This window comes from Candidatus Cloacimonadaceae bacterium, assembly GCA_030693415.1.
GTDB lineage: Bacteria > Cloacimonadota > Cloacimonadia > Cloacimonadales > Cloacimonadaceae > JAUYAR01.
This window is the reverse complement of the sequence record JAUYAR010000137.1, coordinates 1-8,453: the sequence shown is the minus strand read 5'-3', so window position 1 is coordinate 8,453 and position 8,453 is coordinate 1. Positions and strand designations below refer to the sequence as shown.

At 48.4% G+C, this 8,453-nt stretch carries 6 protein-coding genes; 5 read left to right on the top strand and 1 reads right to left on the bottom strand.

The window, feature by feature from the left end:
• Nucleotides 1-314: 314 nt before the first annotated feature.
• Complete coding sequence (locus tag Q8M98_08135) at nucleotides 315-1,625, bottom strand: T9SS type A sorting domain-containing protein (protein ID MDP3114730.1); 1,311 nt, start codon at nucleotides 1,623-1,625, stop codon at nucleotides 315-317.
• A 218-nt stretch (nucleotides 1,626-1,843) separates the two neighbouring features.
• On the opposite strand from Q8M98_08135, the gene Q8M98_08130 reads away from it, so the two are divergent.
• The 5 genes from Q8M98_08130 to Q8M98_08110 all read left to right on the top strand — a co-directional run bounded on the left by Q8M98_08130 (nucleotide 1,844) and on the right by Q8M98_08110 (nucleotide 8,041).
• The gene (locus tag Q8M98_08130) at nucleotides 1,844-4,360 is read left to right on the top strand and encodes a transglutaminase domain-containing protein (GenBank protein MDP3114729.1); all 2,517 of its coding nucleotides are present in this window, start codon (nucleotides 1,844-1,846) and stop codon (nucleotides 4,358-4,360) included.
• Between the two features lie 51 nt (nucleotides 4,361-4,411).
• Nucleotides 4,412-5,215, top strand: a complete 804-nt coding sequence (gene mutM, locus Q8M98_08125) for a bifunctional DNA-formamidopyrimidine glycosylase/DNA-(apurinic or apyrimidinic site) lyase (GenBank protein MDP3114728.1) — start codon at nucleotides 4,412-4,414, stop codon at nucleotides 5,213-5,215.
• Nucleotides 5,216-5,291: 76 nt separating this feature from the next.
• Entirely contained in the window at nucleotides 5,292-6,485 is a 1,194-nt protein-coding gene (locus Q8M98_08120) for an FprA family A-type flavoprotein (GenBank protein MDP3114727.1), read from the top strand.
• On the top strand, nucleotides 6,482-6,994 hold the full coding sequence (locus Q8M98_08115; GenBank protein MDP3114726.1) for a ferritin: 513 nt from the start codon (nucleotides 6,482-6,484) through the stop codon (nucleotides 6,992-6,994). Before Q8M98_08120 ends, Q8M98_08115 begins: the two co-directional genes overlap by 4 nt.
• A gap of 120 nt (nucleotides 6,995-7,114) precedes the next feature.
• The gene (locus tag Q8M98_08110) at nucleotides 7,115-8,041 is read left to right on the top strand and encodes a diguanylate cyclase (protein MDP3114725.1); all 927 of its coding nucleotides are present in this window, start codon (nucleotides 7,115-7,117) and stop codon (nucleotides 8,039-8,041) included.
• Nucleotides 8,042-8,453 lie beyond the last annotated feature (412 nt).

The following is an 8,453-nucleotide window of genomic DNA, read 5'->3' as shown; positions in this document are numbered from 1 at the left end:
CCCGGCATAATGGGTAAGAATGGCAAAGATGATGTTCTCAGACTAGGAATTCCATCTGAAAAACGGAGGAATAAACTCTTGGATGTCTTTGAAAAACTTAAACTTCTATCGCTAAATTTCAACTGCAATGCAGTTGGGTTTTCTCCTTGGTAAACCACGGTTTGAGGAGGATATTTTACTGGAAAACACGGTTTTTTGAGGCTGGTTAAAATCCTACTGCATTAACTGGGTTAAACGTGTTTGATCTATTACTGCATCAGTCCCGCGCAAATCCTGAGCGAACTTTAGGCAGGATCGGCATCCGGCTCCACGGTTTATTTCACGTAGCTCAGCTTCAATATTCTGCGATGCTTACCGCTCTCAATAACCGCCAGGTAAATCCCGTTGGCAAGCCTCAAACCGGGTTCGGGATTCCAGGTGTAACTATGGCTGCCCTTGGGTAGGTTTCCCGAATAAACTTCCGCAACCTTCTGCCCCCGAATGTTATAGATGGAGAGGCTGCCTTTTGCGCTTTCCGCCATTTCAATGCTCAGGACAAGCTGCTGACCAAAGGGATTGGGACAAGCGTTAAAGCCTTGTAAAGCAGGTATATGCAGTTCGTCATCAGCTAAGACCGCAGCTTCCCAGCTATACTCCGTCGATTCATGATGGGGCGGAAGCAAGCTATCATCCATTGAATAATTCTGGTATCTGAAGTATCCATCCGCGTCAAAAGCAAAGTTTGCCACCCCCGGAAAGTAGTCCGGAATATGAGAATATGGCACATCGGTAATTGTAATCAGAAAACTCAAAATACCCGGCGTCTCCATATTTACCAAATAATCCTCCCGAACGGCGTCCCACCATTCACCATTTGCAAAGTGTTGGGTGAGAACGGAATCCACTACACCGGAAGTGCACAATCCGGTGAAATGATGGTTCAAGTAGGATGAGACAAAGCCGGGTGCGGATCGGGCAAACAGCGGATTGTGCAACCTGAATTCAAAACCTGGAGGATAGGATCCGTCCGAATAATACACAAATGAGCGCTCCGTCTGAACCCAATTCAATGAATCGGGGGATTCGAAGACATGCTCTTCCTGCTTGTATCCATCATCATCATAAAGCATTACGCGTTTTTTGTAGAGGATGTTGTTATTATATAATGATTGGTAGCGGACGATGCTGTCCGTCTGTCCTGAAGCGTTGTAGAAATAGTGGTTTCGGACGCCGGAAGCGAGCGAACCTTCTCTGATGCAAACGATTCTGTTCTGAAGATCATACACTTCAATGCGTTGACGGTTTTGATCCGAGATATTGTAGATGATCGTCCTTCCCTGCGGTCCATCGATCACCTGCGGTGCGAAATACGTTCGATACTCAAAACTCCAGCCGCTGTCAACCCCGTCATAGATATCACGTTTGTGCATATCCATGCTTTGGATCACGGATGAATACCCGGGGACGTATTGAAACTCTTCACGCCGTTGCAGACGATAATTATGCCAGTCTTCGTCGGCACCCAGAACATAGCCGATGGATTGGGAATAGCGTTGGCTAATCCTATTTTCGGCTGCCTGCCCATGAAGGCAAGCTGCCGTCAGCATCAGGATCGCCCAAAAGCAAACCGGTTTCGAGGCTTTCATAAGTTCCTCCCTTATATAAATCTGCTGATGTAAAAGAGTAGCAATTTTACTTCCAGATTGCGCGTTAATTGTGCTCTTCCGAGAGTAATATTCAACCCCTCGATAACAAGCGAAAATGTCTGGCTTGGTTTGCAGCCGTAATATGATAGAAATATCCGCGGTTATGGCATGAAACGTGCACGAAATTTGACAAATAAACTGTCCCATCGGGAGATATGATGCGCGGATACTATCGTAAGTATCTATTCATAGTACTGTCATGTGTGTTGTTCGGAGCGCTGAATGCGGCTTTGCCACCTCGTTTTACTGCTGCGGGTAACCCCTCTTTATACAAGATATTGCAGGAAAGAGCAGAGATGAATCTGCAAAAACTGGAGAAATCCCGGCGGCGGCAATATCAGTCATTGTTGAAATACCGCGCGGACGTCGTGATGCCATATCTGATTGCCTATGAAAGCGATGTGAATCTGATCCTAACAAATCCTGCGGCTATCAAAAGCAACTATGACGAGATCGTCAAGCTGCTTGAGCACGGAACAAAATTTGAACCGGAATTCTATCTTTCCTACATCGCGCGGCAGACGGTATCCGACGAACGCATCGAAGCCTATCGAAAAGCCTTTTTGGATGATGGTTTGCGGGAGATCATGCAAAGCTCCGTGGACGATATTGATCTCTATCGCAAAGTGAGCCTGTGGTGCGTGGCGAGATTGGTCTTCAAGCAAACCTCCGGTCGCGATCAGACACCGCTTGACATCACCCAAAAATCATTATACGGACGCTGTGAGGAAATGCAGATTCTCTTTGTGGCGGCGGCACGAACGGTGGGTCTTGCCTCCCGTCCCGCAAGCACTCCCTGGTGGGCGCACAGCGACAATAATCATGCTTGGGCAGAGGTTTTCCTTGAGGGAGAATGGCATTACACCGGGGACATGGAAGCGGCGTATTTTCCTGATCAGACGTGGTTTAGCGGCATGATCGACAAGACCGTTCTGATCCTCGCGGATGGTTCTCTCGCCTCCGGGGATGATGAAGTGTTGATCACTGGAAAATATGACACGGTGATCAATTCCATCCGAAATTATGCCAAAGAGCGCACCCGCACCCTGAAACTGAGCATCGTCGCTGCAGCCGGTGAGCCTCTTCCCAAGGTTTCTTTTGGCGTGATGGTCTATAATTGGGGAAGCCTGCGTTCGCTCATCTGGCTGGAAACTGATGCCGAGGGGAAGTTTGATTTGAGTGTCGGGCGTGGGGCTTTCTATATTTCCGCTTTTAAGGATGGAAAAAAGGGTCTGGTGCTCGTTCCTTCCGGGGTGGAAGAGAATATAGACGTCTCTATGACCTTGAGCGACAAACCTTTCGCGGACGAGGACCTGCTGTTGATCTATCCTTCCAATCCGATGGAATGGTCTCAGGCGCCGGAGATTTGGAACGAGGGAGTCAAGCTTGCCAAAGCGGAGTGGAACGTCAAACACAAGTCCTTCTCCGAGAGGGTTTTGCCATTTCAAGCGGAGCATGCCGATTCTCTGTTTGTTGAGCTCTGCGCCGCCGTGCGTGGAAACTATGATCAGTTCTTGAGTTTTGTGCTCAACAACCCTCCGCTCACGCGTCAATTCATGATTTACCTATTGAACGAAGATCCGAAATTCCTCTGGCAGGCGAGCGCGGAGCAGTTTGAAGCGCTCCACACTTTCTTCAATAAGTTCGATTCCGAAGATTATGGCGATGAAGAATTGGCTTCGTTGATGGGTCCGAATGTGCATTGGGAGGAATTGCCAAGGGCGGCATATTCCCATAAAAAGAAGGCGCAGCTATACCCAAAAGCTTTTGTGCAAAAGGGAAAGCACGACGCCAAACACTTGGACAAGATCATGCGGTGGCAAGCAAAAACATACAAGATCGAAGGGGAAAAAGCACTTTCCGGCTTGCTGTCTTTGGAGATCGCCGGCAAACAGAAGTACCTCAATGCGCTTCAGTATCGCATGCTCTCGGTTTCCATCGCCCGGGCAAACGGATTTTCCACGCAGTTTACCCGTATTCCAAATCTGATCAAAGTGCTGTTAGATGGCGATTGGCGCTATTATAACGTTGCCAAACAAGCACTTGAAGATGGCGCTGGCACGCGGAATCCCCAGAGTTTTGAACTGAAAGTTAGCTGCGTTGACGAGCTTGGATTTCCGCTCAACGCTGTTGATACACAGTTCTCAGTCAATCGCTATCAGGATGGAGCTTTCTATCCGATCGTCTATCTTGAGCAGAAAAGCAAGGGCGTCTTTGGCGCGCAAGTCCCTCAGGGAAAATACTATCTGCAATTTGGATACCGCAATGGGGACGACAAAACCGGCTTTCACATTCGGCATATCGACGGCAGCGCATTGGACAAGATCGAACTCGAGATCGCATCGATCAATTTCCCCAAAACCTGGGATGCGGCGGATAGCGAATATGTCGCTCTGCTAAATGATGCAAGCTTACCTGGGATCACTCACGTGCTGATCGGAAACCATGACCGTGAAAACAGCAAAAGAGTTGCCGACAAGCTATCCGATCTGAAGCTTGAATTCCTCTGGCTGGGCTTTGAAGAGACTCTTGATGCCGCTTCAAACTATGTCTATTCTCCTGCCTGGAAAGAGCTTGTGACGAGAAATCCCGCCAATGCCTTCCGCACGATCACGCTGGTCAATACAGACGAGGGCTGGCGGATCTATGACGGTCTTTGGGAGAGACTTCCCTGAGCGGCATCGATAAGAAATACCTGATGAAACTGGACTAATAAAGGGAAACCGATGCCAGAATTACCGGAAGTGCAAACCGTCTTGGACGGGCTTGCCAAGTCACTCAACAAGAAAAAGATAATGGCATTGGACTGTCTCCGCGAAGGTACCGTGATCCTTGACCCGGAAGTGCTTGAACCAGCCTTTCCAGCAAAGGCGATCAGCTTTGCAAGACGCGGCAAATACATGATTATCACCCTGGATTGCGGAAACAGCCTCATTATCCATTTGAGGATGACGGGCAAGCTGGTGCATACAAAAGCCGAAACTCCGCCCAATAAACACGAGCACGCTTGCTTTGTACTTACCGGGCAGGAATCCGTGCATTTCATCGATCCGCGCACTTTTGGCAAGATCATCCTCTGCAACAGCAGCAACATCGCAAACTATCTGCCCAGGCTTGGCGCTGAACCGCTTGACGACGAATTTGACGATCTCTATCTGAAAGACAAACTCAAAGGCAAAAAGTTGCCTATCAAAAACGCCATCCTCGATCAACGCATCATTGCCGGGCTTGGAAACATCTATGTCAGCGAAATCCTCTTTCGGGCAAAAGTCCGTCCCGATCGTCCTTCAGGAGGGCTCAGCGACAAAGAACTGAAAGCCATTGTCAAAGATACCAAAGCCGTGCTGCGCGAAGCCATTGCCAAAAACGGAACTTCGATCTCGGATTTTAGGCGCATCGACGATAAAAGCGGACAGTTTCAAAACTATCTGCAAGTCTATCAAAAGAAAGCATGCCCGCTGGGACATGATATTCGGGTGATCCGTCTGGGTGGGCGCAGCAGCTTCTATTGTCCGGTCTGTCAAAAATGAACATTTCGCTTGACCGATTCGCATTGTATGTTACACTATCTACATAGGAAACAGTAATAGAGAACCGGAGAAACACATGAAAGCCATTAAACTGAAAGATAATATCTGGTGGGTTGGCGCGATCGATTGGGATCTGCGAAACTTCCACGGATACCTCACGCAAAGGGGTTCCACCTACAATGCTTATCTGATCATAGACGAAAAGATCACCCTGATCGACAATGTCAAAGCCTATTTTTTTGACGAGATGATCGCCCGCATCAAAGACCTCATCGATCCCGCCCAGATAGACATTCTCATCCAAAACCACGTGGAGATGGATCACTCCGGCGGCTTGCCCGCTCTGATGAAGATCCTCCCCAATGCCAAGCTATATACCAACTCCAACGGCATCAAGGGTTTGAAGATGCATTACAAGCAGGACTGGAACTTTTCCGAGATCAAATCCGGGGACTGCATCAACATCGGCAAGCGTGATCTGCACTTCATCACCACCCCGATGGTGCACTGGCCCGATAACCAATTTACATATTGTCCGCAGGACAAGATTCTTTTCTCAAACGACGCCTTCGGACAGCACATCGCCTCCACCGAAAGACTCGAAAAGGACTATCCACTCGGCATCGTCATGGAAGAGGCGAAAAAGTATTACGCAAACATCGTATTGCCCTATTCCAAGCAAGTGCAGAATGTGTTGACCGCCGCGGCGCCGATGGATATCGAGATGATCTGTCCGAGCCACGGACTGGTATGGACAAAGCACATCCCAGACATCCTAAGTGCTTACAAGGGTTGGGCATACAACGTTGCCGACGCCAATAAAGCGCTGCTGATCTATGATACGATGTGGAAATCCACCCAGATGATAGCTTATGCAATCGCGGATGCTTTCGAAAATCTCGGTATCCACGTGAAAATGCAAAACTTGCAGACCAGCCATATCTCAGACATCATGACCGATATCATCGATGCCAAATACATCTGCGTCGGCTCGCCCACTCTGAATAGCTCCATCCTGCCCACCGTCGCGGCTTTTCTCTATTACCTGAAAGGTCTTTCACCCAAGGACAGGATCGGCCTCGCGTTCGGTTCATACGGTTGGGGCGGACAGAGCATTCCCATTCTGCAAAACCTGTTGGGAGACCCGAAAGAATGCGGATTCGACATGCTGGCGCCGATCAAAACCCAATATATTCCGGATGAAAAAACCTTGAAGGAAATCACCCAAACCCTCGAAAAACAAATAAAAAACAAACTGGAGAAATCATGATCAGCAAATCCCTCGAAACAGCGATAAACGAACAAATCAACCGCGAACTCTATTCCGAGTATCTATACATATCGATGCAAGCCTGGTTCAAGCACGAAAACCTGGACGGCTTTGCCAATTGGATGGACGCTCAGGGCAAGGAAGAGCGCTTCCACGCGATGAAGTTCTTCCACTATTTGCTTGACCGCGGCGCAAAAGTGAAACTGACGGCGATCGAACAACCCGCCGTCGATTTCGGCAACCCCCTCAATGCGTTCAAAATGGCGCTCGAACACGAGCAATTTGTCAGCAAAAGCATCAACAACCTCATGGATCTCGCCATCAAGGAAAATGACCACGGCACCAAAAGCATTTTGCAATGGTTTGTGGACGAACAGGTGGAAGAAGAAGCCGCTGCGGACAAAATCGTCAGCAAGCTCAAAATGATCGGCGACAACATGCAGGGCGTCTTCATGCTGGATAACGAACTGGGGCAGAGAGTCTTCACGCCTCCTCCCACAGTAGCATAGATTGTAGATCACCGGTGCAGATCGTGAACATGGTTTGCACCGATTCTTTTTTAACTTCGAGGAGATCAAATTGGCTCGGAAACAAATGTTAGTTTTCCAAAGAACCAAAAGGAAGGATACATGAAAGAATTGAACGTCCAACATATTTATTCCACGGTCTTCAAAAGCGCGGTCGTGGCAATCGGAATCACGGATCTGGACGCGAATTACATTTTGGTCAATCCCGCCTGGTGTGAATTCACCGGATACTCGGCAAAAGAAGCCATGTCCATGAATGTTGGGCAATTGACTCTCCCGGATGAGACTGAAAAAAGCCGGCAAATGTATCGACAACTTTTATCCGTCGATAATAGTGGAATCAGGAAGGCGAGACGCTATCTGCGCAAGGATGGAAGGGTTTTTTGGGCTGATCTGCATGTCTCCGCCCTCGCGGATGATGAAGGAAAAGTCATCGGAGTGATCGGCATTTTTGTAGATATCGACAGACGAGTCGAAGCCGAAAACCACCTGAAAGAGCTCAATCGCGAGCTGACAAAACTGGCAAGGCATGATAGCCTGACCGGGCTTTATAACCGTAGGGTCATGGAAGATATCTGCCTCCGGGAAGGAAAGCGTGCCTCGCGTTACAAACGCGGCTTGGCGATTGCAATCGTGGACATTGACAACTTCAAACACGTCAACGACACTTATGGTCACGAATGCGGAGACATCGTTCTCAAACGCGTGGCGGATATATTTTTAAGCTCAATCCGCGAAACCGATACAGCCGGGCGTTGGGGCGGAGAAGAATTTCTGCTCGTGTTTTCAGAAACTTCTTGTGAAGGCGCGGAAATCGTGGCGGAACGTATCCGAAGCCGGGTGGAAAGCGAACAATTCATCTGCCGTGATCACCAGCTATCCATCACAGTGACTATCGGTTTCAGCTATCATCGCGAGACACTTCAGTCTGCTGATCTGATCAACGAAGCCGATCTGGCGCTCTATTCAGGAAAGAACAACGGAAAAAACAAGGTGGTCTGTTTCCAGGGGGACTGTCTGAACACATAAAACCGTAATTCTGGAAGAAGCTGGCGCGCAAGCTTCACACCCTTAATTTTCTAACTGCCAACCCCTGAACTTCACGCCTCAATTTAGCCCACGTTTCGCATGAAAAATGTGTTTTTAGTCATTTTGGAATCGTAACTCATTGAAAAATAGTATTTGAGTTTCGGAAGATAGCCAATTAGTGTCCAAAATCAGGGCTTTGCAAGAAATATATATATTGACAGCTTCAGCGCCTGGATTTTCTGGGATTCATGTTTATAAGAAAGAAGATCACTCACAGCTCGCGTACCGGTAATAGTCACACCTATTACCAGTTGATTGAGTCTCGCAACACCGAGAAGGGTCCCCGTAATACCGTGTTACTCCATTTAGGCAGGCTTGAGCTAAGCGATGAGGAGCAGAAGACGCTTAGCAA